The following is a 21,929-nucleotide window of genomic DNA, read 5'->3' as shown; positions in this document are numbered from 1 at the left end:
TACATTAACAAAAATGTTAAAATTTTTGTTTTTTAACGTTTTTTAAGAAGCTTCTTATGTATGGTTTCTACTTGTTTGTAAGTGCTTTCTAAAGTGGTATTTGTAATAACAAAATCTGAACGCTTTATTTTTTCTTCGTCACTTAATTGATTGCTCATTATGGCTTCAATCTTTTCTTTAGTTGTGTAATCTCGCTCTATTAGTCTGTTTATCCTCAACCTCTTTGGAGCTGTAACCAAAATGACAAAATCGCACTGCTCTTGCAAGTTATTTTCAAATAAAATGGCAGATTCTTTAATAACATATATAGAGGTTTGTTTATTTAACCATCGTTCAAAATGTCTTTTAACTCTAGGATGAACAATGGCATTCATTTTATCTAAAAGGTCTTTATTATTAAATATTTTATTAGCAATAAACGGTCTATTTAAATCATCATTTAGATATGTTTCTTCTCCAAAAAGACTTTTCAATTTTCTTTTAATAATTTTTGAAGATTTCATAAGTTTCTTGGCTTCTTCATCCGCAATGTAAATAGGAATCCCTAAAGCTTTAAACTTTTCTGCTACCGTAGTTTTTCCACTCCCAATACCACCTGTTAGACCAACTATTATCATTCTATAATTATAAATTCTATTCTATTTTGCCCAATTCTAGTAGATTTAACAACCTTTGGTTTCTTGGTAATTTGTGGTGTTAAATACTCATGTTCACTATCTATTTTACTATAATCACATTCTACAATAAAATCTTTTACTGCTATCGAATTAAAATCGCTCAAACCTGTGTAATAATAAACGTCTACTTCTTTTGGGTAATATTTTAGAGAAATGCTGTCTGGGACATTCTTAACAAACACAGGGATTTTAAGTTCTCCTTCAGTAAATTTTTCAACCATAGCCTTCAAAGTAACTTTGTTTTCCAAAAATTTAATATCTTTTATACTATCTGGCAACTGTAATTTGACAGTTTTTGATATGTTTGATTTGATATTTTTGAGAATGACTTCTTCTGTTAAAATATGGTCTATTTTGGAAACTACGCCATGTGGCCCAATAACTTTGATAGAATCTGGATTTAAAACAATGGAATCTCTAATATCATAACCAGGACTATACTGAATATTTGAATGGAGTTTAATAGGTACTTTTAAAACCAAGTTCTTATCATATCTAAAACGTAATGTATCAGGATTAATATTAACAACTTCAATTTGTTTGTCAAATTGTGAATTTAATTCTGGAAAGCCTTTTTCTTTAGTCCAAATATATGCGGAATCATTTTTAATTACATTAGTCTCAAAATCAATATTGAGTTTTGGTCTTTTTAAATAATATGGAAGCAAATTAAATCCAAATGTTTTTATAGTTACATTTAATTTTGCATTAGAATCACTTAAAACTACATGATTTTCGGGGATGTTTTTCTTTATGATGTCAAATGTTATTGTATTCGTATAGGTTTTTGAGAGTTTAGTTAATATTAAAATAGCAAACGATAGCAATAAAAAGAGTAGAAATACATTCAGTTTTCCACTTTTAAATAATGAGAATATTTTTGATTTTATTGTACTCATTTTTATTTAAAGAATAAATTAGGAAACTGTTCTTCTGGGTCTTTATTCAATAAATCAATAAAAAAAGTCGATTTCAAAAAACCATAACCATAACCATAAAACTGTATTCCAATTGCAAAAACTGATAACATAGCCACAATTATATTTTTGTTTGAAATTAACGAAATAATAAATGCCATCGTAAAATAAATAGTAAAGCCAATTAAAAGCCATTTAAAATTCAAAAAGTAACAAATAAGAGAGGCGACAAACATTAGAATAAACAAACTTGGAAACCAATACGTAATCTTTTTAGTTTTAGGATGCCACTTGTTTAATATACCTCTTGCTAGTCCGAATTTATAAACTTGATTATAAAACTTTGACCATGAAATCCTTCTTTTATGAAAAACAAGCGCTTCTGAAATAAGTTTGGTATTAAAACCTAACTTCTTAAGTCTAATTGATAAATCTGGATCTTCTCCAGGATGAATTCTACCAAATCCTTTAGAGGCTTCAAAAGCAGTTTTTGAAATTCCCATATTAAAACTTCTTGGTTGAAACTCATTAATACTTTGACTTTTTCCTCTTATACCACCAGTACTTATAAAAGATGTCATGGCAAAATTTATAGCTTTTTGAAGATTAGTGAACGAATTATCTGCTGCATCTGGCCCTCCAAAACAATCTGTAAATTCTGCGTTCAAGCTAGAAATAACATTATTCAAGTATTCTTTTGGAAGAACACAATCAGAATCCAGAATAATAAAGTAATTGCCTTTGGCTCTTTGCATTCCAAAATTTCTAGAATCTCCAGGTCCTGTGTTATTTTTTATATAATATGATATATTCAGCTTATCCGTAAAGCTGTCAATTACTTGTTTTGAGGGCAATGGAGATCCATCTTCAATGATTACTATTTCAAATGTTTTGTTGGTATTTAAGTTAACAAAGCTTTCAAGAAGTTCTTTAACCTCTTCAGGCCTATTATAAACAGGAATAATAAATGAAAAATCTTGAACTTTCATACATTACAAATGTAATTAAACAAAAAACAAAAGCCACCGTAAAAAAGGTGGCTAATTACATAATATTTTGAAATTTTTATTCTTCTTTCATAAAAGCTTCCATAACTTCATTACTAACTCCCATATTACTAAAGCCACCATCATTAAATAAATTTTGTAACGTAACACGTTTGGTTAAATCACTAAATAAGGTAACTGTATAATTTGCGCAATCTAAAGCAGTAGCATTTCCTAAAGGAGACATCTTATCTGCATAAGCAATAAAGCCGTCGAAGCCTTTAACACCTTGACCTGCAGTTGTTGGTGTAGGTGATTGTGAAATAGTATTAACGCGAACGTTTTTGTCTCTTCCAAAGAAATAACCGAAACTACGTGCAATACTTTCTAAATATGCTTTATTGTCTGCCATATCATTATAATCTGGAAATACACGTTGGGCAGCCATATAAGTTAAAGCCACTATACTTCCCCATTCGTTCATTGCATCTTTCTTATAAAGTGTTTGCATTACTTTATGAAAAGACATAGCTGATACATCTGTTCCTTTTTGAGTCCAATCGTAGTTTTGATCTGTGTAAGCTCGTCCTTTTCTTACATTAATAGACATTCCTATAGAATGCAAAACAAAATCAAGTTTGCCTCCAAAAATTTCCACTGATTTTTCTATTAGATTTTCTAAATCTTCAATAGAAGTTGCATCAGCAGGAATAATTTGAGATCCTGTTTTTTCTGCAAGTTCATTAATCTGCCCCATTCTCATAGCTATTGGTGCATTTGTAAGCACAAACTGACCTCCTTCTTCATGAACTCTTTCTGCTGTTTTCCAAGCTATGGAATTGGCATCCAATGCTCCAAAAATGATTCCTTTTTTTCCTTTCAATAAGTTGTATGACATGTTTAGTTCGTTTTACTTTTTAGTATTGGTCTATAATAGAGTATAAATATACTATTAATTCAATAATTGTTTTGCATGGGCAATTGCAGAAGTCGATAATTCTATACCACTTAACATTTGTGCAATTTCTACAACACGTTCGTCGTGATTTAATTTTGTTAAACTTGTTTGTGTAACATCGTCAATATCTTCTTTAAAGACTTTAAAATGTGTATGTCCTTTTGCTGCAATTTGTGGTAAATGTGTAATGGTGAAAACCTGCATAGTTTTACTCATTTGCAACATGATATCTGCCATTCTATTTGCGATTTCTCCAGACACTCCAGAATCAATTTCATCAAACATAATGGTTGGTAATTGTACATAATTTGATAAAATTAATTTTATAGCTAGCATAATTCTGGAAAGTTCTCCTCCTGAAGCTGCCTTTTTTAATTCATTGAAATTACCGCCTTTATTGGCTGAAAATAAAAAAATTAAATCGTCACAACCATTTTTATAAAAAGTATCTGTATTATTTAATTCGATGTTGAATTTTGCATTTGGAATTCCTAAACTTTTTAGGATGTCTTCTAATTGTTTTGTTAATAAAGGTATTGCTGATTTTCTATTTTTATGAATATTTTTTGAAAGATTTAGCAGTACAGCCTTTGTTTCTAAAATATCTTTATTCTTTTGTATTATTGTTTCTTCCATGTTTTGGGTAACCAAAACTTTATCGTTCAATTTGTTTCTGATTTCAATCAGTTCCCCAACATCTTGGGCAACATGTTTCTGCATTAAATTATGAAGTGTCTGTAATTGAAAGTTAACCTCTTCTAATCTACCCGGATTGGTCTCTAAACTTTCTTTAAGCAATTCTATTTCATTCTGAATATCGTTCAATTCGATAAGACTGCTATCTATTCTGTTAAATAAAGCTTCATATCTAGTTGAAAAACCTGAAAGCTTTTGAATTGTGTTTTTTAACTCTAAAAGTGTTTTTAACAACCCAATATCTTCGTTATTTAATAGTTGATTAGAATAAGATAATTTTTCTGTAATGTCTTCAATATTATCTAAAGTTTCGTATTCTTCTTCAAGCTCTTGAAGATTAATATTTTCAAGCTCGGTTTCTGTTAATTCATTTAAAAGAAACGAGTTGTAATCATGTTCTTTTATAGCTTCAGCCTGAAATTTTATAAGTTCTTGAAGTTCTTTTTCAAGTTTTTTAAAGTCATTTAACTCATTTGTGTAATCTTCCAATAATTTTTCATTATTTGCTAAACAATCGATGACCTGATATTGAAAATCATTACTTACTAACTCTAATGTTTGATGCTGTGAGTGAATATCGATAAGTTGTTCTACTAATCGCTTTAAGCTATCTAAATTTACAGGTGAATCATTAATAAATGCTCTGGATTTGCTAGATGGAAGAATTTCTCGTCTTATGATGGTTTGCTCTTCATAATCGAGATCTTCTTCTTTAAAAATATTTTTCAGGTTATAATTGGTAACATCGAAAACAGCTTCAATAACGCATTTTTTGCTTGCGTCTTTGATACTGCTTAAATCTGCTCGCTTTCCCAAAATTAATGAAAGCCCACCTAATAGAATAGATTTCCCTGCTCCTGTTTCACCAGTTATTATGGTTAATCCATTGTTAAAATTAACATCTAGGTTATCTATTAATGCATAATTTTTTATTGAAAGTGATGTGAGCAATGTATTGAGTTATTAAATAGAATTAAATATAGTCGAGTTTTAATTTTGTTGCAAATTAAAACTTACTTAATATTTCTCCATTTGCTTGCTTGAGTAGGAGATACTTTATTTAATGTTTCAACGAGAGTAGCAGTATTTATACTAGGTCCACTTGAAAATATTTCTTGTATTTCATTTCCTTTAGCGTCAAAAAAAGTTCGTAACAAATAAGAATTAGGCCTTCTACTATTCATTGCATTAAAATCTTGGAGACTTGCAGCAATTTTTTGTTTACCTTGTTTAGGGTTTTCACTCATGACATCCAAACCTTCTCTGTGGTATTCATACATAACTGTTCTAAACTCTTTAAAAGTAGGAGATAAGATATTATCAATTAGTATATAACGTGTTTGAAGACCGTCTTCAAGTTTCCACCCTTTAGTATTATCCCGTTGAGAATAATTAACAATATTTTGAGCTTGCCTGTAATATTGATCTCCTCCATTCAAGGAGAATGAATCCGCATCTAATGCAAAAATCATTTGTATATGAAATGCTATAACAGAGATTAAATTGGACTCAAATTGATTTGGATTGTAAATCATATTCTGATACTCCGAATACCTAAAAGTAAAATCACGATCGTTAAAATTATAGATAGGTGTGCTGTATGAAGATCCAAAAACTGGTCTTGAAGACTGAACTTGTAATGTAGCATTAAAGGCGTCTCCTGAACGTTGTGAAATATTGATAAACATGCTACACTCTATTCGTTCTTGTGTTGCAAAAGTCTTGTTAGTCCAAGTAGTGTTATTAATAAACTCTGTGAGTTGTCTTTCTAAAGTATTAAATATTGGTAAATTCTCATCACCCGTTTGTGTAGCATCTACCACAACAGTACAATTTAATTCTTGTGAAAAACTTAAGAAGCCAAAAAAAGAGAATAAAATTATTAAGAAACTACGCATTTAATTGTTTTATTATTTCTGTTAAAATGTCTTTAGCAACTTCAGATTTAGGCTTTAATTCATAACGAGTGATATTATCATAATGGTCAATGATAGTCACTTTATTAGTGTTTTTTTTAAAACCAGCTCCTTTGTCATTCAACGAATTTAAAACAATTAAATTTAAATTCTTCTTTTTTAGTTTTGCTTTTGCGTTTTCCAATTCATTATTGGTTTCTAATGCAAAGCCAACAAGGCACTGATGTTTTTTTATTTCACCTAAAGATGCTAAAATATCAACTGTTTTTTCTAACTCTAAAGTTAACGTTTTGTCCTTCTTTTTTATTTTTTGATCGGCAACTTCTTTTGGTCTATAATCTGCAACTGCTGCCGAAAGAATAGCCACATTAACATTATTGAAATGAGCATGAACCTCATCATACATTTGTTGAGCACTGGTAACCGGTATTGTATTTATTAAACTATGAGTTACTTTTTCATGCGAAGGGCCAGTAATTAAAATTACTTCTCCTCCAAGGTTTGCAGAAACTTTTGCCAATTCAAATCCCATTTTACCGCTTGAATGATTTCCAATAAAACGAACAGGATCTATAGCTTCGTAAGTTGGACCAGCTGTTATTAAAACCTTTTTACCGTTTAAAGGTAATTGATCAAGAATATGATTTTCTATAAAAGAAACTATATCTTCTGGTTCTGCCATTCTGCCTTCTCCGACCAATCCACTAGCCAATTCACCAGAAGTCGCAGGAATTATAATATTTCCAAAATCTTTTAAAAGCTTAAACGATCTTAAAGTTGAAGGGTGTTTATACATATCTAAATCCATTGCAGGAGCAAAATATACAGGACACTTTGCTGACAAATATGTTGCCAACAGTAAATTGTCACAACTGCCATTAGCCATTTTAGAAAGTGTGTTTGCTGTTGCTGGAGCTACAATAAAAAGGTCTGCCCATAGACCTAGTTCCACGTGGTTATTCCAACTGGCGTTCTCATCTTCTTCATTGGTAAATGAAGAATGAACAGGATTTTTAGAAAGTGTAGATAAGGTTAAAGGTGTAACAAAGTCTTTTGACGCAGGTGTCATTACCACTTTAACATTGGCTCCTTTTTTTATAAAAAGTCTAACTAAAGAAGCCGTTTTATAAGCGGCAATACCTGCGCTTACGCCCAATAGTATATTCTTGCCGCTTAATATTGACATTTGGAAAAATTATTCTTGAGAATCTTCCTCTGTATTTCTATAGTATATCTTATCTGTTAACCATTCTTGAATGGCTATGGCATGAGGTTTTGGAAGCCTTTCATAAAATTTAGACACCTCAATTTGTTCTTTGTTTTCAAAAATTTCTTCTAGACTGTCATTATAAGTTGCAAACTCTTCTAATTTGTCTATAAGTTCTTTTTTAATTTCCACATTGATCTGCTCTGCTCTTCTAGAAATAATCGAAATAGCTTCGTAGATATTTTCTGTTGGCTCATCAACTTGATTTCTATCGTAAGTTGTGGTGTTAACAGGAATGTTAGGATTTTTTAAATCTATCATAAAATTAAATTTTGGCTGTACTTATATTCGTGAAATTTGTTAATTGTTCATCAATAACAGAAACCATATTGTTAACTTCTTCTATATATTCTGAACCGCTATATCTTTTTAAAAAAGCATCTGCGTAAGACTTTGCAGCTTCCAAACGATTTTGCTTTTTATATTCTACACTATTAATTGCTAATTTGTAAGCTGAGTCTAATTTATAAAATAAGGCGTCTTCCAACAATTTAGACCCAGGAAAATCAAAAATAAAATTATCAAAAGCTTTTATTGAAGGTTCATAATCAGATAAGTGATTATACTGTTTAGCAATACTATAAGCTTTAAGTTCTAATTTATAATCTAATTCCTGCAACAAAGTGTTTGCTTCTGATGTATATTCAGAGTTTGGAAAAAGATTGATAAATCCTTGTAATTTTTCAATAGCTTCCTTTGTATCTTTTTGATCTTTGGTATAAACAGGAGAAAGCATGTAATAACTTTTTGCTCCAATAAATGAAACCTCTTCTATTTTTTCGCTTTGCGGATAAGAATCGGCAAATCTTTCACATTGGTAACCCGCTAGATAGTAATCTTTCATTTCATAAAACGAAAGACTATATAAATACATTAATTTTTCAGCTTGTGGTTTTCCACGGTAACCTGGTACAATTTGGGCAAATAACTTATTTGCTTTACTAAATTTACCTTCGTTGTAAAGTTCTTCTCCCATTTTAAATTTAGTGGCGATATCTTCAGACTTTAGTGCCTTTTGATATTCATTACAAGAACTTAAAATCGTAAAAAAAACAAGTATGTATAAGAATTTCTTCATTATTTTTAAACAAGTTGCAAAATTAAACTATTATTATCTAATTAAAAAATATATTTTTCTGGCTAAAATAATGGATAACAATAGGTAATCATTAGGTTTAAGTATTATTTAACGTTTGTAAATAATATTAAAAACGTTCAGCAAATTTTCTTATTTTATCCTTTAGTTGTTGCGACGCTGGAACCAAAGGTAATCTTACAAAATCTTCACATAAATTCAAAGCTTGCAAAACTGCCTTAATACCTGCAGGATTATTTTCTTCAAAAATATAACCAGTTACATCCATTAGTCTGTAATGTAATTTGTATGCTTCTTTAGCTTTGCCTTGTAAGCCAAGCCTGATCATTTCTGAAAATTCCTTTGGAAAGGCTTGCCCAATAACCGATATCACACCAGCTCCTCCAGCCAGCACTATACCAAGAGCTAGATCGTCATCACCTGAAATGATTAAAAAATCTTCAGGTTTATCTTTTAATAATTTTAAATATTGAGCAACATTGTTTCCTGCCTCTTTTATCGCAATAATATTTTCACAATCGTTAGCCAGACGTAAGGTTGTTTCTGGTTCCATGTTCTTGGATGTTCTTCCTGGTACATTATACAAAATAACATCAACAGGTGAAGCTTCTGAAATAGTCTTAAAATGCTGATATAAACCTTCTTGGGTAGGTTTGCTATAATATGGTGAAACAGATAAAATAGCATCAATATTATTTAAATCTGTAGTTTTAATTTCTTCAATTATGGCATCCGTATTATTGCCTCCAATTCCTAAAACCAAAGGAACTCTTCCATTATTAGTTTTAATAATCTTATCTGTAATTTCCTTTTTCTCTTGCTTTGTAATAGTTACACTTTCACCAGTTGTTCCACTAATCACGAGGTATTCTACTCCATTCTCAATATTGTGGTTTACAACATTAATTAAAGCATCAAAATCTACACTCAAATCTTCATTAAATGGTGTCACCAAAGCAACACCGGTACCCAAAAATTTATTATTCATTTTATATCTTCTTTAAAATGTTTAAATATCTAATTAGTTCTCTTTTAAATAAATAAAACTCCTTCAACTTTGTTTTAATGATAAAATCATTTAATCGTTGGTCTGTTTTAAGTATTCCTATTTTAAATTTTGCTTTAGACATTGCTGTTAACAACTTAAGCTCTAATATGTCTTTTTCATAATAACTAACTAAAGCATCAAATTTAATGTCTAAAAAAGATTGCAATTCTACGTTTTTAATTTTACCATTCCAACCAAAATCTTCAGAATGATAGTATGTATCCCAAAAATTGGGTGCATCTTTAATACTTTCTGTATAAGCAATGATCTTTAGTTTATTAGGTCTTACCTTAATAGCTTCAGCTAAATTTCTAAACAATTCGAAATCCTCCAATTCGTCAATGCAAAAGATAATACCTAAACTCTTTATTTTATCATTATTCACATTTAACTCTCGAGAATTTAAAATTGAATTCAGATATTTTTCATTAGATTTTTGTTTAAACCCTTTTAAAATCTTTAAAATCATTTAACTTTATGGTTTCAGGCAAAGGTAGGAAAAGTAGCCTCAAAAGATTACTAAATCATTTACGTTTTAACATGAAAATTAATGTCTTTTTTATATTCTTTTTTGTTTTGACTATTTTCTCTTGCAAGAAAGAACACTATAATTTAATTAAGATTGAAGGCAAGCAAATTGAAATTACCGATACTTTGGATTCTAATACTGAAATTCATGCCTATGTAAAACCATTTAAGGAACGTGTTGAAAGTGATTTAGATAATGTTTTGTCTTATGCTGTTCATACGTATTCCAAAAGGGATGGTGAATTTAATACGGCTATAGGTAATTTTATGGCAGATGCCGTTTATGAGCAAGCCAACCCTGTTTTTAAAAGTAGAACAGGAAAAGATATTGACATGGTCATTTTAAATCATGGAAGTATTCGTTCTATTCTTTCTAAAGGAAACATAACTACTAGAACAGCCTATGAAATTATGCCTTTTGAAAACTCTATAGTTGTTGTTGAGCTAAAAGGAATAAACGTAAATGCTTTGATAGACTATTTAACAAAAGCCAAAAGAGCACACCCAATTTCTAAACTTAAATTAACTATTGACAAAGATTTTGATGTAATTGAAGCTTTAATTAATGGAAAAGAAATAGATACATCTAACACTTACTACGTAGCAACAAACGATTATTTATACAGTGGTGGTGATAACATGTCTTTTTTTAAACCCAATGATAGTTTGTACGATTTAAATTATAAAATACGTAATGCTCTTATAGATTACTTTAAAAAAACAGATACTATCAAACCTGTTATAGACGATAGGTTTATTCAAATAAAATAAACTTATGAAACGAAGAGATTTTATTCAGCAAACAACGGTTGCAACTTCGGCTATTGGTCTAGGAGCTTTGGGTCTTTCATCATTTTCAATAGCAGAAAAAACAAAGAAAATAACCATTCTTCATACTAACGATGTACATAGTCATATAGACCCTTTTGGACCAGAAGATGGGAGAAACGCAAATAAAGGTGGTGTTGCCAGAAGAGCAAGTTTAGTAGAGAATATTAGAAAGGAAAATCCAAATACGTTATTACTTGATGCTGGTGATATTTTCCAAGGCACTCCTTATTTTAATTATTATGGCGGCGAATTAGAGTTTAAGTTGATGAGTATGTTAAAATATGATGCCGCAACTATAGGAAATCATGATTTTGATAACGGTATAGATGGTCTTTTTGCACAATTACCACATGCTAAATTCGATTTTTTATCAGCTAATTATGATTTCAAAAACACCATTTTGGATACTCATGTAAAGCCATACAAAATATTTGATCTAGAAGGTATTAAGGTTGGTGTCTTTGGTCTAGGTATTGAATTAGATGGCCTTGTTCTTGAAAGACTTTTTAAAGAAACTAAATATCTCGATCCTCTTGAAACTACTCAAGAAATGACTAGAATACTTAAAGAAGAAAAACAATGTGATCTGGTTATATGTTTATCTCATTTAGGTTATTATTACGGAGATGAATCTACCAAAATAAGCGATTTGATGTTAGCAAAAAAAACCAAGAATATAGATTTGATAATTGGCGGTCATACACACACATTTTTACCAAAACCAACAGTAGTAAAGAATGTTGAAGGTAAAAACATGCTTGTTAATCAGGTTGGGTGTTATGGAATTAATCTTGGTAAAATAGACTTCTATTTTGATTCTGACAAAAACAAAGCTGCCAATGGTACTTCAATAATTGTGTGATGTTTTTTTTTGTAAGTATTCTTGAAAAATGCGTCAAAACAAACAGAAAAGTAACATTATGAAGCATATTCCTTTTATATTAAGAATCATGGTCGCCCTAATCTTAATTCAAACCTTACGCTTTAAATTTACTGCGCATCCTGATAGTGTTTATATTTTTGAAACTGTAGGATTAGAGCCTACCGGAAGAATAGGTATTGGAATTTTAGAACTTATAGCTGGTATTCTACTTTTAATACCCAAAACGGTTTGGGCTGGAGCTATGTTGACACTTGGTCTTATTGGAGGTGCGATTTTCATGCATCTTACTCAATTAGGGATTGAAGTTAATAATGATCATGGTGTCCTTTTTATTACTGCGGTAGTTACTTTTATTCTTTCAGCTGTCATTCTGTACTTATACCGAAAAAATATTCCAATTATTGGAGCTAAACTTAAAGATTAGCTAAAGACTTAACTTTTTCATTTTTAAGCGAAGCTTGAATATAAAAAAAATAAAATGCCAAGATAGATAGAATAGAAGACGAGAAAATTAAAAGGTTTTTATCCGATATATACAAATAAGCCACCAGAATTACTTCAGAAAACACAAGACATAAAGAGCCAACAAACATTAGTAATGATTTTCTATTGTCTCTGTAAAAATAATTCAATAAAGAAACAGATAATAATATTAACATTACAATATTGTACATGAGCTCTACTAAAAACTCAAATGAAAAACTTACGAAAGGATAAACAATTTTAAGTAAGACATACACTATGTATATATTCAATGCTCCTAATACAATTAAATGAATTGAATAGTTATTCAAGACATAGTTAAAGTTTAAAGATTTCAAGACCTCTAAAATTAAGAAGACATAGGCCGCTATGTAAAGTCCATTACCCATAAAATAATCCACTTCATAAGGAATATATTCACTAATTAACGAAGTTAACTCCGAAATAGAATATAAAACCAAAAACATTGAAAAATAAAAAGTTTTACGCTTTACACTTTGAAAATACAATACAGTAAATGCAGGAATGATCAATGATCTGGTTATACATGAAAATTTGTCGTTCTCATTAAATTGAAAAATGACAAATAGTATACATAATACTATAAGAAATCCTACTAATAACTTTGTCCTACTCATAATTTAATTCAACAGTACAAGGCAAACATAAATAATTTTTTGCAATTAAACGATAAAAAAATACATTTTATCGATAAAAAGTTTAAATTATTTAATTTTTTGTAGGAATTCAGCTTCGGAAAGCAGTGTAATATTCAATTGTTCTGCTTTTTGTTTTTTACTAGGTCCCATTTTATCTCCTGCAACAATAAAGCTTGTTTTAGATGATATAGAAGAAGATACTTTGCCACCATTGTCTTCAATTAGTTTTTTAAGTTCGTCCCTCGAAACTGTTTCAAACACACCAGAAACTACGAAGGTTAAATCTTTTAAAATTTCTGTTTGATTAGCTAATTTTTCTGCTGAAATTGCTAATTGTACACCAAAACTTTTTAATTTGTCAACAATAAATCTGTTTTGTTCTGAACTAAAAAATTCTATAACACTTTCTGCTATTTTACTTCCTATTTCATCCACATTTATCAGGTCATCTTGAGTAGCTTCAGCTAAAGCATCAATATTCTTGTAATGTTTGGCTAATTTTTTAGCAACAGTTTCGCCTACATATCTAATACCTAATGCGTACAACACACGCTCAAAAGGAATTTGTTTAGATGCTTCAATACCATTAATAAGGTTTTCTGCGCTTTTTTCTGCCATTCTTTCTAGAGGAATTACTTGTTCTGTGGATAATTCATACAAATCAGAGTAATTACTTATTAAACCTTCATTAACCAAAAGTGCAACCGTTTCTCCTCCTAAACCTTCAATATCCATTGCTTTTCTAGAAATATAGTGCTGTATTCTACCTATAATTTGAGGATTACAACCATTGTAGTTCGGGCAATAATGTTGTGCTTCGCCTTCTGTTCTAACTAATTCTGTACTACATTCAGGGCAGTTAGTAATATATATTGTAGGTTCTGAATCTCGAGGTCTTTTGCTTAAATCTACAGCTATAATCTTTGGAATGATCTCACCTCCTTTTTCAACAAAAACCTCATCTCCAACTCTAATATCCAATTTTTCTATCTGATCTGCATTGTGTAAGGAAGCTCTTTTAACAGTAGTTCCTCCCAACTCTATAGGTTCTAGGTTAGCTACAGGTGTAATTGCTCCTGTTCTTCCAACTTGATAGGTTATACTATTTAATCGTGTAGAAACTTGCTCTGCTTTAAACTTGTAAGCCATTGCCCAGCGCGGTGCTTTGGCAGTATAGCCCAATTCTTCCTGTTGATACAAGCTATTAACTTTAATTACTACACCATCTATTTCATAAGGTAGATTATGTCTGTGTTTGTCCCAATAATTGATATAGTCCAAAACCTCATCAATAGAATTCACTAATTTGGCCTCATTAGGAACTTTAAAACCCCATTCCCTAGCTCTTTGTAAAATTTCAAATTGTGTATTTATACCAAGATTATTTCCTTTTATGCTATACAAAAGACATTCTAAAGGGCGTTTAGCAACTTCTGTACTATCTTGTAATTTCAGGCTTCCAGAAGCTGTATTTCTAGGATTTCTGTAGGGCTCCTCTCCAATTTCTATACGCTCCTCATTCATTTGGTTGAAACCTTCTATTGGTAAAATAATTTCACCACGTATCTCCAACTTATCTGGATAGTTCCCTTTTAATTGCAATGGAACAGATTTAATGGTTCTTACATTGTTTGTAACATCATCTCCTTGAAAACCATCACCTCTTGTAACTGCTCTTAATAATGTTCCGTTTTCATAGGTCAAACTCATAGAAGCTCCATCATATTTAAGCTCACAAGTATATTGTATTTTCCCATCTACCATTTTTTTGATGCGTTTTTCCCAATCTTCCAAATCTTCTTTAGAATAGGAGTTATCCAAAGAATACATTCTGTTTTCATGAACAACGGTTTCAAAATTCTTGGTTATTTGTCCACCAACACGTTGTGTTGGCGAATTGGCATCATAAAATTCTGGATATTTAGCCTCTAAATCCTGAAGTTGTTTGAGTTTAACATCAAACTCATAATCGCTTATAGTTGCGTTGTCAAGAACATAATAATTATAATTATGTTGTCGAAGTTCTTCGCGAAGTTGTTCTATTTGTTGTTTTGGATTCATTTATTAAAAACACATTTTACCATTCTATCCTTGCCAAAAATATCCTTTTTTAGCTCAATATCACTAAATTCATAATCTGATAGAAGTTGTTTTATTTGGTTTCCAAGATATTGATTAATTTCAAAAAACAGCTTGCCTTTATTATTCAAATTATTAACAGCAAATTCTGTGATTGCTCTATAGAATTGTAAAGGGTTGTCATCATAAACGTATAATGCCAATTCTGGTTCATAGCCTAAAACATTAGGTTTCATGTGTTGTTTTTCAGAAAACCTAACGTAAGGTGGATTAGATACTATAATGTCAAATTTTGATTCTACATTTAGTACAGAATCACAAATGGACAAAATATCAGCTTCAATGAATTCAATATTTGTATTATTCAACTCTGCATTTTTTTTGGCTATTTTTAAAGCTTCTTTAGAAACATCCAAAGCATAAACTTTAGCATTTGGTAAATTTTTAGCCAACGAAATAACTATGCAGCCTGTTCCTGTCCCTATATCCAATATTTTTAAAGACTTCTCAACTGCGCTAGAAGCGACACTGCTAATAGTCCATTCTACAAGCTCTTCTGTTTCTGGACGCGGAATTAAAGTATGCTCATTAACCTTAAATTTTAATCCGAAAAACTCTGCTTCTCCAATTATATATTGTATAGGTTCCTGTTGCTTTAATCTAGTTAAAGCTTCATTGAATTTATGATGAGTTTTTTTATCTAATTTATATTTGGGTTCTAACACTAGCGATAACCTATTTAAAGACAAATAATAATTTGTCAATAAATAGAAAAAACTATCCACCTCCTTTTCACCATAAATAGTATCTAAATGATTGTGAAATTTTTGCTGAAAGTCTTTTAAAATCATAAATCCTTAATCATCCAAACACCACAAGAATAGTGTCCTGTGTTACCCATTGGTGCATTTAAGTTCTTAAAACCAAATTTATTATATAAATGAATTGCTGCCTTAAGTTGTGAAGCAGATTCTAAATAACATTTCTTATAGCCTAATCCCTTTGCTTTATCCAAACAATGTTGTATCATTATTTTGCCAAAACCTTTTCCTCTAACTTCAGGAGAAAAATACATTTTCTGCAATTCACAAACATCATTACCTGAATCTTTTAAATGCTTTATTCCAGCTCCACCAACTACTTTACCATCAACTTCCAAAATTAAATATACTTCATTACTTTTTTGGTATGATTCAAACATCTGTGGTGTTTCTCTGTCTTCATATGCCGTGCCAACCATAGCCAAACTAAATTCTGGGAAAATGGCTCTGATAATGTTTTCAATGTCTTGATTATCTTCTTTTTTTATTGGTCTTATTATATAATTCTTCACACTAAAAAATTATGTAGTTTTGTCTCTGTGAATATACATGAAAAATATATAAATCGTTGTATTGAAATTGCCAAAAATGGGCTTGGTTCAACCAGACCAAATCCTATGGTAGGATGTGTGATTGTTCTCAACGATTGTATAATAGGTGAAGGTTTTACAAGTGCTTACGGAGGAAATCATGCTGAAGTAAATGCCATTGCTTCTGTAAAGGATCAATCTCTACTAAATGGCGCAACATTATATGTCACTCTAGAACCATGTAGTCATTTTGGTAAAACGCCACCATGTAGTGATTTAATTATTAAGCACCAAATTCCTAATGTGGTGATTGGCATCAAAGACATTAATAATAAGGTCGCTGGTAAAGGCATTGAAAAGCTAATTAAATCTGGATGCCAAGTTACAGTTGGGGTATTAGAGGATCAATGCAAAGAACATCATAAAAGATTTTTTACATTTCATAATAAAAAACGCCCTTATATTATTTTAAAATGGGCACAAACACAAGATGGATTTATTGCTCCATTAACAAAAGATAAAAAAGAGCCTGTTTGGATAAGTAATGTATATTCAAGGCAATTAACACATAAATGGAGAACTGAAGAGCAAGCCATAATGGTTGGAGTAAATACAATTCTGCAAGATAATCCAAGCTTAACTGCAAGAGATTGGAAAGGACAAAATCCTTTAAGAGTTGTACTTGATAAAAATGAGATGCTTTCAAAAGATTATAATGTTTTTAATAATAAAGCTGGAACACTTCTAATTAAAGAATCCGATGCTGAAGCCATTTGTAAAAAATTATATCAAAACAACATCATTTCAGTAATTGTTGAAGGTGGTGCCAAAACATTACAATTGTTTATTAATTCTAATATTTGGGATGAAGCCAGAATATTCACTGGAAATGTTGAATTTGGTGAAGGAATAAAAGCTCCTCTTTTTTCCGGAAAGTTAATTTCTGAAAAACATATAGAAAAGGATGTTCTGAAAATCTACTTTAACAACTAACTCTTGACTGAAAAAGATACATTCAAAACCATTATAAAACCTTCTGAAGAAGTTTTATTTAAAGACAAGAATAGTAAGTTTTTTGGTTATGCTTTTCCTATAAGTACAGAAGATGATACAAAAGAAATTCTATCCACAGTAAAGAACTATCATCATAAAGCTCGGCATTGGTGTTACGCTTATCAAATAGGAACCGAAAATTTTACCTATAGAGTAAATGATGATGGCGAACCCAGTAATTCTGCTGGAATGCCAATTTACAAACAAATACAGTCTTTTGAACTTACCAACGTTTTAATTGTAGTTGTAAGATACTTCGGTGGTATAAAATTAGGTGTAAGTGGATTGATAAATGCTTACAAAACATCTGCACAAATGGCATTGGAAACATCCAGAATTATCGAGAAAACGATAGACGTTCAGTATTTAATTTCATTTGAATATGAAATAATGAATACAGTTATGCGTATAATAAAAGAGCGAAACCTAAACATTGTAAACCAAAAACTAGAGTTAAACTGTGAAATTATTATCTCGATAAGAAAAAGTGAAGCAGAAAAAGTGATAGAAATTTTTGAAACTTCATTTAAAGTTGGAATAAAAAAATTATAAATTATCCTTTAAACAATCTAAAATAAATTTTGGAGCTCTTAATGGTCGTTTAGATTTTGTGTCCAGAAATGCTAAAACTGTATTTGCGGTTGTAATAATTTCATCTTGTTCGTTTGTAATTTCATACTCAAATTCTATGGTTGCCATAGGCATTTTTTTAAGTTGAGTTTTTACCTTAATTACATCATCATAATAGGCTGATTTTTTGAAATTTAAAGTCAAAGAAACTACAGGTAAAATGAGTCCATCTTCTTCCATTTTTTTATATGAAATCCCAAGCTTACGCAACCATTCAATTCTAGCCATTTCCAGATATAATGCATAATTGGAATGATGTACAATTCCCATTTGATCAGTTTCTCCATATCTCACTCTTATTTGTATTTCATCGATTTTCATAAATGTATTTGGATATTTTTTTGTAGTTTGTAGGATGGTTTTAAACATGCAAAAAAAATTCTAGAAATTCAATAGCAAATCATTTTTTTTTTTAGAATTTTGTTCACATATTTGTCATGCTATAAAATCAACAGAGAATCCGCTTCTCTTTTTAGTAAACTAACTAATAAATCATAAGTATTAATAATGAGTGTAACTGCGCAAACGGTATGGAATAATTGTCTTGAATTCATAAAAGATAACATCCAACCGCAAGCTTATAAAACTTGGTTTGAACCAATAATTGCAGTTAAACTTTCAGACAATGCTTTAAGTATTCAGGTTCCTAGTAAATTCTTCTATGAATGGCTTGAAGAACATTATGTAAAAATCTTAAAGGTTTCATTAACAAAAGAGTTAGGAGAAAATGCCAAATTGGTGTACATCATTAAAATGGAGAACACATATGGCAACAAGCAACCTTTTACAGAAAAGATTCCAAGTTCTAACAGAACACATGTAAAATCGCAAGATATAGATATTCCTCTTAATAATAAGAGTCCAGAATTAAGAAACCCTTTTGTTATTCCTGGTATTAGAAATGTAAAAATTGAGTCTCAACTCAATCCAAATTATAATTTTGAAAATTTTTTAGAAGGTGATTCTAATAGATTGGCTAGAAGTGCAGGTTTAGCTGTTTCTGCAAAACCAGGAGGAACCTCCTTTAATCCTTTATTAGTATTTGGGGGAGTTGGTTTAGGAAAAACGCATTTATCCCATGCTATAGGTGTTCAAATAAAAGACAAATACCCAGACAAAACAGTATTATATATTTCAGCCGAAAAATTTACACAGCAATATATTGAGTCTGTAAAAAAGAATAATAGAAACGACTTTATTCATTTTTATCAAATTATTGACGTGTTAATTATTGATGATGTTCAATTTTTTTCTGGAAAATCTGGAACACAAGATGTATTCTTCCATATTTTCAATCATTTGCACCAAAATGGTAAGCAAGTTATTTTGACTAGTGATAAAGCTCCTGTGGACATGCAAGATATTGAACAGCGTTTACTATCTCGATTTAAATGGGGTCTTTCTGCAGAATTACAAAGTCCTGACTTTGAAACCAGAGTTTCTATATTAAAGAACAAATTATATCGTGATGGCGTTGAAATGCCAGACGAAATCATTGAATATGTTGCTAAAAACATAAAAACCAATGTTAGAGAGCTTGAAGGTGCTATTATTTCATTAATTGCTCAATCATCCTTTAATAAAAAGGAGATCACCATAGATTTAGCTAAACAAGTCGTTGAAAAATTTGTAAAAAACACTAAACGAGAAGTCTCTATAGATTATATCCAAAAAGTGGTTTCAGATTATTTCCAAATGGATGTAGATACACTACAATCTAAAACTAGAAAGAGACATATTGTTCAAGCCAGGCAATTGGCTATGTTCTTTGCAAAGAAATATACTAAAGCTTCATTGGCAAGTATTGGTTCACAAATTGGAAAACGTGATCACGCTACAGTACTACATGCTTGTAAAACTGTTGACAATCTATCTTCAACAGACAAACAGTTTAGAAAGTATGTTGAAGATTTAAACAAAAAACTTTCGGTTTAAATTCATTCAAAAATGGTTAAAATTCTTATGGTTTGTCTTGGCAATATTTGTCGGTCGCCATTAGCTGAAGGTATCTTAAGGTCAAAACTCCCTGAAAATTCTTTTTTTGTTGATTCGGCTGGTACAGCCAATTATCATATTGGAAATCCTCCAGATAAAAGATCTGTTGCAGTTGCTAAAAAGTATGGTATCAATATTTCGCATTTAAAAGGCCGACAATTTAGGCAGTCTGATTTTGACACCTTTCACTATATTTTTGTAATGGATGAGTCTAATTACAATAATGTTATATCGCTGGCTAGAAATAAAAATGATATCGATAAGGTTCAATATATACTAAACGAGATTTATCCTAACCAAAATTATAGTGTGCAAGACCCATATTATGGTGGAGAATCTGGTTTTGAAAGTGTTTTTAAAATGCTAGATGAGGCTTGTGGCATTTTAGCACAAAGATTAACCAAAAATTAGTCGATCTCATTTATATGCTTTTTTTGTAATTTGTAAAATGAAACTTCCTGAATTTCCATGCCATGAAGAATGTAACCTTACTTTTGTTATTTGTCTCATATCTATTAAATGCTCAAAACATCCAAATTGAACCGTTTTCAACCGGTCTAAATAATCCTGTAAACATCAAACATGCTGGTGATGACAGGCTATTTATAGCTGAAAGGGCTGGTTATATCAGAATTGCAAATATTGATGGCACCGTAAACGCAACACCCTTTTTAGACATAGACACAAAAGTTTCCAATAATGGTGGAGAACAAGGTTTATTAGGCATTGCATTTCACCCAAATTATACTACGAACGGTTATTTTTATGTAAACTATATTAATAATAGTGAGAATACAGTAATTTCAAGGTTTACAAGAAGTGCTCTCAATACAGCTGACCCAACTTCTGAACTAATATTACTTACCATAACACAGCCTTTTGGAAATCATAATGGTGGTGATATGGCGTTTGGTGCTGATGGCTATCTCTATATTTCTAGTGGAGATGGTGGTTCAGGTGGTGATCCACAAGATAATGGTCAAGATTTAACGACATTATTAGGAAAGATTTTAAGGATAGATGTAAATAATACAGATCCTGGTAAAAACTATGCCGTTCCAAATGATAATCCTTTTATTGGCAGTGGTTCTGCGCTGGATGAAATCTGGGCTTTTGGACTGAGAAACCCTTGGAAATTTTCATTTGATAGAACAACCTATGACTTATGGATAGCTGATGTAGGACAAATGAACTATGAAGAGGTTAATATGGCAATTCCTTCAATTTCTTCATTAGGCCTCAATTATGGTTGGAGATGCTATGAAGGTAATTCAACATACAATACAACAGGATGCGCAGACCCAGGTACTATGACTTTCCCAATTGCAGAATATAGTCATTCAGGAAGTGGTGTTTTTAAGTGTTCGATTACTGGAGGTTACAGGCACAGAGGAATTTCTCAAACTAGTTTGAACGGCCTTTACTTTTTTGCAGACTATTGTAGTGATGAAATTGGTATTTTGGAACAATCTGGCATGAGTTGGAATATGTCATTTACTCAACAATACAGCGGAAATGGTTGGAGTTGCTTTGGTGAAGATATCAATGGAGAACTTTATTTAGCTGGCGTTGATTCCGGCAATGTGTTCAAAATAATTGATGCCAGTTTAAGTACTGAAAATCATCAACTTCCAAGAATCAAGATGTATCCAAATCCAGCTAAAGATGAAGTGAATTTTAATTTATCAGATGCTTTTTCAAATATTGAATCAATAAGTATCTATACAATTCAAGGTAAGCTTATAAAATCTATTACTAACTTTACAAATCTAATATTTACTTTGCCAGTAAGTTCTATTTCACAAGGAGTATATTTAATTGAAATTATGAATAGCAAAGGATTTAAAGAAGTTAAAAAGCTTATTATAAATTAATT

General features: G+C 30.6%; 24 protein-coding genes. 8 read left to right on the top strand and 16 right to left on the bottom strand.

The annotated features are described in order from the left end of the window. Window positions 1-32: 32 nt before the first annotated feature. The 11 genes from coaE to AAFP94_RS13990 form a co-directional block, all read right to left on the bottom strand. Complete coding sequence (gene coaE, locus AAFP94_RS14040) at window positions 33-617, bottom strand: dephospho-CoA kinase (protein ID WP_316663514.1); 585 nt, start codon at window positions 615-617, stop codon at window positions 33-35. Beyond that, window positions 614-1,576: a YbbR-like domain-containing protein gene (locus AAFP94_RS14035; protein WP_316663516.1), complete on the bottom strand. Its 963-nt coding sequence runs from the start codon at window positions 1,574-1,576 to the stop codon at window positions 614-616. Before AAFP94_RS14035 ends, coaE begins: the two co-directional genes overlap by 4 nt. Window positions 1,577-1,578: 2 nt before the next feature. Next, a complete protein-coding gene (locus AAFP94_RS14030; protein WP_316663517.1) occupies window positions 1,579-2,583 on the bottom strand; it encodes a glycosyltransferase family 2 protein in 1,005 nt (334 codons plus the stop codon). Between the two features lie 76 nt (window positions 2,584-2,659). Further along, the gene (locus AAFP94_RS14025) at window positions 2,660-3,478 is read right to left on the bottom strand and encodes an enoyl-ACP reductase FabI (protein ID WP_316663518.1); all 819 of its coding nucleotides are present in this window, start codon (window positions 3,476-3,478) and stop codon (window positions 2,660-2,662) included. 54 nt (window positions 3,479-3,532) lie between these two features. Then, window positions 3,533-5,185, bottom strand: coding sequence for a DNA repair protein RecN (recN, locus tag AAFP94_RS14020; RefSeq protein WP_316663519.1), 1,653 nt, complete (start codon window positions 5,183-5,185; stop codon window positions 3,533-3,535). A 62-nt stretch (window positions 5,186-5,247) separates the two neighbouring features. Then, window positions 5,248-6,132, bottom strand: a complete 885-nt coding sequence (gene porD, locus AAFP94_RS14015) for a type IX secretion system protein PorD (RefSeq protein WP_316663522.1) — start codon at window positions 6,130-6,132, stop codon at window positions 5,248-5,250. Further along, on the bottom strand, window positions 6,125-7,336 hold the full coding sequence (gene coaBC, locus AAFP94_RS14010; RefSeq protein WP_316663523.1) for a bifunctional phosphopantothenoylcysteine decarboxylase/phosphopantothenate--cysteine ligase CoaBC: 1,212 nt from the start codon (window positions 7,334-7,336) through the stop codon (window positions 6,125-6,127). The genes porD and coaBC overlap by 8 nt, the downstream gene beginning before the upstream one ends. 9 nt (window positions 7,337-7,345) lie before the next feature. Then, entirely contained in the window at window positions 7,346-7,678 is a 333-nt protein-coding gene (locus AAFP94_RS14005) for a DNA-directed RNA polymerase subunit omega (RefSeq protein ID WP_316663525.1), read from the bottom strand. Between the two features lie 4 nt (window positions 7,679-7,682). Then, a complete protein-coding gene (locus AAFP94_RS14000; RefSeq protein ID WP_316663527.1) occupies window positions 7,683-8,495 on the bottom strand; it encodes an outer membrane protein assembly factor BamD in 813 nt (270 codons plus the stop codon). A gap of 127 nt (window positions 8,496-8,622) precedes the next feature. Continuing rightward, window positions 8,623-9,501 (bottom strand): 4-hydroxy-tetrahydrodipicolinate synthase, encoded by an 879-nt coding sequence (gene dapA, locus AAFP94_RS13995; protein WP_316663530.1) that lies wholly within the window; start codon window positions 9,499-9,501, stop codon window positions 8,623-8,625. A 1-nt stretch (window position 9,502) separates the two neighbouring features. After that, a complete protein-coding gene (locus AAFP94_RS13990) occupies window positions 9,503-10,030 on the bottom strand; it encodes a DUF6913 domain-containing protein (RefSeq protein WP_316663532.1) in 528 nt (175 codons plus the stop codon). A gap of 71 nt (window positions 10,031-10,101) precedes the next feature. Between AAFP94_RS13990 and AAFP94_RS13985 the strand changes: the two genes are divergently transcribed. Genes AAFP94_RS13985 through AAFP94_RS13975 form a run of 3 tightly spaced genes read left to right on the top strand, consistent with a single transcriptional unit; the run spans window position 10,102 to window position 12,227 of the window. Next, complete coding sequence (locus AAFP94_RS13985) at window positions 10,102-10,860, top strand: 5'-nucleotidase (protein ID WP_316663534.1); 759 nt, start codon at window positions 10,102-10,104, stop codon at window positions 10,858-10,860. Window positions 10,861-10,864: 4 nt separating this feature from the next. Next, window positions 10,865-11,782, top strand: coding sequence for a bifunctional metallophosphatase/5'-nucleotidase (locus tag AAFP94_RS13980; protein WP_316663537.1), 918 nt, complete (start codon window positions 10,865-10,867; stop codon window positions 11,780-11,782). A 28-nt stretch (window positions 11,783-11,810) separates the two neighbouring features. After that, window positions 11,811-12,227, top strand: coding sequence for a DoxX family membrane protein (locus AAFP94_RS13975; protein WP_316663539.1), 417 nt, complete (start codon window positions 11,811-11,813; stop codon window positions 12,225-12,227). On the opposite strand, the gene AAFP94_RS13970 is transcribed toward AAFP94_RS13975, so the two are convergent. From AAFP94_RS13970 to AAFP94_RS13955, 4 genes are all read right to left on the bottom strand, one after another. Then, complete coding sequence (locus AAFP94_RS13970) at window positions 12,217-12,924, bottom strand: hypothetical protein (protein ID WP_316663541.1); 708 nt, start codon at window positions 12,922-12,924, stop codon at window positions 12,217-12,219. The genes AAFP94_RS13975 and AAFP94_RS13970 overlap by 11 nt on opposite strands. Before the next feature lie 87 nt (window positions 12,925-13,011). Then, a complete protein-coding gene (gene ligA / locus AAFP94_RS13965; protein ID WP_316663542.1) occupies window positions 13,012-15,006 on the bottom strand; it encodes an NAD-dependent DNA ligase LigA in 1,995 nt (664 codons plus the stop codon). Then, window positions 15,003-15,875 (bottom strand): peptide chain release factor N(5)-glutamine methyltransferase, encoded by an 873-nt coding sequence (gene prmC, locus AAFP94_RS13960; RefSeq protein ID WP_316663544.1) that lies wholly within the window; start codon window positions 15,873-15,875, stop codon window positions 15,003-15,005. The genes ligA and prmC overlap by 4 nt, the downstream gene beginning before the upstream one ends. Further along, window positions 15,872-16,357, bottom strand: a complete 486-nt coding sequence (locus tag AAFP94_RS13955; protein WP_316663547.1) for a GNAT family N-acetyltransferase — start codon at window positions 16,355-16,357, stop codon at window positions 15,872-15,874. Before AAFP94_RS13955 ends, prmC begins: the two co-directional genes overlap by 4 nt. A gap of 27 nt (window positions 16,358-16,384) precedes the next feature. On the opposite strand from AAFP94_RS13955, the gene ribD reads away from it, so the two are divergent. Beyond that, window positions 16,385-17,368: a bifunctional diaminohydroxyphosphoribosylaminopyrimidine deaminase/5-amino-6-(5-phosphoribosylamino)uracil reductase RibD gene (gene ribD, locus AAFP94_RS13950; RefSeq protein ID WP_316663549.1), complete on the top strand. Its 984-nt coding sequence runs from the start codon at window positions 16,385-16,387 to the stop codon at window positions 17,366-17,368. A gap of 3 nt (window positions 17,369-17,371) precedes the next feature. Next, window positions 17,372-17,980, top strand: a complete 609-nt coding sequence (locus tag AAFP94_RS13945) for an IMPACT family protein (protein WP_316663552.1) — start codon at window positions 17,372-17,374, stop codon at window positions 17,978-17,980. On the opposite strand, the gene AAFP94_RS13940 is transcribed toward AAFP94_RS13945, so the two are convergent. Beyond that, on the bottom strand, window positions 17,975-18,379 hold the full coding sequence (locus AAFP94_RS13940; protein WP_316663609.1) for an acyl-CoA thioesterase: 405 nt from the start codon (window positions 18,377-18,379) through the stop codon (window positions 17,975-17,977). The two genes, AAFP94_RS13945 and AAFP94_RS13940, sit on opposite strands and share 6 nt — an antisense overlap. A 186-nt stretch (window positions 18,380-18,565) precedes the next feature. On the opposite strand from AAFP94_RS13940, the gene dnaA reads away from it, so the two are divergent. The 3 genes from dnaA (at window position 18,566) to AAFP94_RS13925 (ending at window position 21,927) form a co-directional block, all read left to right on the top strand. After that, a complete protein-coding gene (gene dnaA / locus AAFP94_RS13935; RefSeq protein ID WP_316663554.1) occupies window positions 18,566-19,993 on the top strand; it encodes a chromosomal replication initiator protein DnaA in 1,428 nt (475 codons plus the stop codon). A 12-nt stretch (window positions 19,994-20,005) separates the two neighbouring features. Then, window positions 20,006-20,464, top strand: coding sequence for a low molecular weight protein-tyrosine-phosphatase (locus tag AAFP94_RS13930; protein ID WP_316663557.1), 459 nt, complete (start codon window positions 20,006-20,008; stop codon window positions 20,462-20,464). A gap of 62 nt (window positions 20,465-20,526) precedes the next feature. Further along, window positions 20,527-21,927, top strand: a complete 1,401-nt coding sequence (locus tag AAFP94_RS13925) for a PQQ-dependent sugar dehydrogenase (RefSeq protein WP_316663559.1) — start codon at window positions 20,527-20,529, stop codon at window positions 21,925-21,927. The last annotated feature ends 2 nt before the right edge of the window (window positions 21,928-21,929 follow it).

Source organism: Gilvirhabdus luticola, assembly GCF_040117515.1.
GTDB classification, from domain to species: Bacteria; Bacteroidota; Bacteroidia; order Flavobacteriales; family Flavobacteriaceae; genus Gilvirhabdus; species Gilvirhabdus luticola.
This window is presented reverse-complemented; position numbering and strand designations above follow the sequence as displayed.

What these genes read in the sequence shown, in the direction of transcription:
- AAFP94_RS13980 (WP_316663537.1), top strand. Translation starts at nt 10,865, where the DNA reads ATGAAACGAAGAGATTTTATTCAGCAAACAACGGTTGCAACTTCGGCT.
- coaBC (WP_316663523.1), bottom strand. Translation starts at nt 7,336, where the DNA reads ATGTCAATATTAAGCGGCAAGAATATACTATTGGGCGTAAGCGCAGGT.
- coaE (WP_316663514.1), bottom strand. Translation starts at nt 617, where the DNA reads ATGATAATAGTTGGTCTAACAGGTGGTATTGGGAGTGGAAAAACTACG.
- AAFP94_RS13990 (WP_316663532.1), bottom strand. Translation starts at nt 10,030, where the DNA reads ATGATTTTAAAGATTTTAAAAGGGTTTAAACAAAAATCTAATGAAAAA.
- prmC (WP_316663544.1), bottom strand. Translation starts at nt 15,875, where the DNA reads ATGATTTTAAAAGACTTTCAGCAAAAATTTCACAATCATTTAGATACT.
- AAFP94_RS13970 (WP_316663541.1), bottom strand. Translation starts at nt 12,924, where the DNA reads ATGAGTAGGACAAAGTTATTAGTAGGATTTCTTATAGTATTATGTATA.
- AAFP94_RS14005 (WP_316663525.1), bottom strand. Translation starts at nt 7,678, where the DNA reads ATGATAGATTTAAAAAATCCTAACATTCCTGTTAACACCACAACTTAC.
- ligA (WP_316663542.1), bottom strand. Translation starts at nt 15,006, where the DNA reads ATGAATCCAAAACAACAAATAGAACAACTTCGCGAAGAACTTCGACAA.
- porD (WP_316663522.1), bottom strand. Translation starts at nt 6,132, where the DNA reads ATGCGTAGTTTCTTAATAATTTTATTCTCTTTTTTTGGCTTCTTAAGT.
- AAFP94_RS14035 (WP_316663516.1), bottom strand. Translation starts at nt 1,576, where the DNA reads ATGAGTACAATAAAATCAAAAATATTCTCATTATTTAAAAGTGGAAAA.
- dnaA (WP_316663554.1), top strand. Translation starts at nt 18,566, where the DNA reads ATGAGTGTAACTGCGCAAACGGTATGGAATAATTGTCTTGAATTCATA.
- dapA (WP_316663530.1), bottom strand. Translation starts at nt 9,501, where the DNA reads ATGAATAATAAATTTTTGGGTACCGGTGTTGCTTTGGTGACACCATTT.
- AAFP94_RS14000 (WP_316663527.1), bottom strand. Translation starts at nt 8,495, where the DNA reads ATGAAGAAATTCTTATACATACTTGTTTTTTTTACGATTTTAAGTTCT.
- AAFP94_RS13985 (WP_316663534.1), top strand. Translation starts at nt 10,102, where the DNA reads ATGAAAATTAATGTCTTTTTTATATTCTTTTTTGTTTTGACTATTTTC.
- AAFP94_RS14025 (WP_316663518.1), bottom strand. Translation starts at nt 3,478, where the DNA reads ATGTCATACAACTTATTGAAAGGAAAAAAAGGAATCATTTTTGGAGCA.
- AAFP94_RS13975 (WP_316663539.1), top strand. Translation starts at nt 11,811, where the DNA reads ATGCGTCAAAACAAACAGAAAAGTAACATTATGAAGCATATTCCTTTT.
- AAFP94_RS13925 (WP_316663559.1), top strand. Translation starts at nt 20,527, where the DNA reads ATGAAGAATGTAACCTTACTTTTGTTATTTGTCTCATATCTATTAAAT.
- AAFP94_RS13930 (WP_316663557.1), top strand. Translation starts at nt 20,006, where the DNA reads ATGGTTAAAATTCTTATGGTTTGTCTTGGCAATATTTGTCGGTCGCCA.
- AAFP94_RS14030 (WP_316663517.1), bottom strand. Translation starts at nt 2,583, where the DNA reads ATGAAAGTTCAAGATTTTTCATTTATTATTCCTGTTTATAATAGGCCT.
- AAFP94_RS13940 (WP_316663609.1), bottom strand. Translation starts at nt 18,379, where the DNA reads ATGAAAATCGATGAAATACAAATAAGAGTGAGATATGGAGAAACTGAT.